The organism is Methylobacterium sp. WL18, from assembly GCF_008040015.1.
Taxonomy (GTDB): Bacteria; Pseudomonadota; Alphaproteobacteria; order Rhizobiales; family Beijerinckiaceae; genus Methylobacterium; species Methylobacterium mesophilicum.
The window spans coordinates 1-719 of record NZ_VRVD01001170.1 but is presented as its reverse complement, the minus strand read 5'-3'; the positions used below and the strand labels follow the sequence as shown (position 1 = coordinate 719).

Here is a 719-nt window from a genome sequence, read left to right as displayed (position 1 = left end):
CCCGACATCACCGCCGTGGCGTCGCTCGGTCTCGTGGCCGACCCGGCCCAGGCCCTGCCGCGGCCGCTCTACCTCCGCGGGGCCGATGCGCGGCCTCAGGATCACGCGAGGATCGCGCGGCAATGACGCGTCCCATCCCGTTCTGGCCGCTCGACTGGTGGGCTGCGTGGTGGGATGCCCTCACGCCGCAGCCCTACGTCGCCCCGCTCACCGACGCCGCGCAGGCTCCGGCCCTGGCCCGGCTCCACGCCACGGCGTTCGCCCGGCCCTGGGAGGCCCACGAATTCGAGCGCATGCTGTGCGAACGCTCGACGCAGGCGCACGCCCTGTGGCGGACCGGGACGCTTCAGGGGTTCGTCCTGTCGCGCCGCGCGGCCGACGAGGCCGAGATCCTCACCGTCGTGCTGTCGCCGACGCTGCGCGGCGGCGGCCATAGCCGCCGGCTCCTGCGCGATCACCTGTCGAGCCTGGCGCATTCCGGGGTCGCCCGGGTGCATCTGGAGGTCGACGAGGGCAACGTGCCGGCGCTCAAGCTCTACGCCCGCCACGGCTTCCGGAAGGTCGGCGAGCGCACGGGCTATTACCTCAAGGCCGACGGCAGCCGGGCGACCGCGCTGACCATGAGCGCCGACCTGTGACGGCGTGAGCCGCGTCGGCCTCACCGTGCGAGTCGCGGCCCTCGCCCTCGCCTTCCTGGCGCTGGGCCCGCCGCACTGGGT

General features: G+C 74.4%; 1 protein-coding gene and 1 pseudogene. Both read left to right on the top strand.

Annotation, left to right across the window (positions count from 1 at the left end):
* Positions 1 to 126: pseudogene (locus FV228_RS34640) on the top strand (tRNA (adenosine(37)-N6)-threonylcarbamoyltransferase complex dimerization subunit type 1 TsaB); the annotation flags it as partial.
* Positions 123 to 638, top strand: a complete 516-nt coding sequence (locus FV228_RS31600; RefSeq protein WP_147857960.1) for a GNAT family N-acetyltransferase — start codon at positions 123 to 125, stop codon at positions 636 to 638. The pseudogene FV228_RS34640 and the gene FV228_RS31600, both read left to right, overlap by 4 nt.
* Positions 639 to 719: the final 81 nt, after the last annotated feature.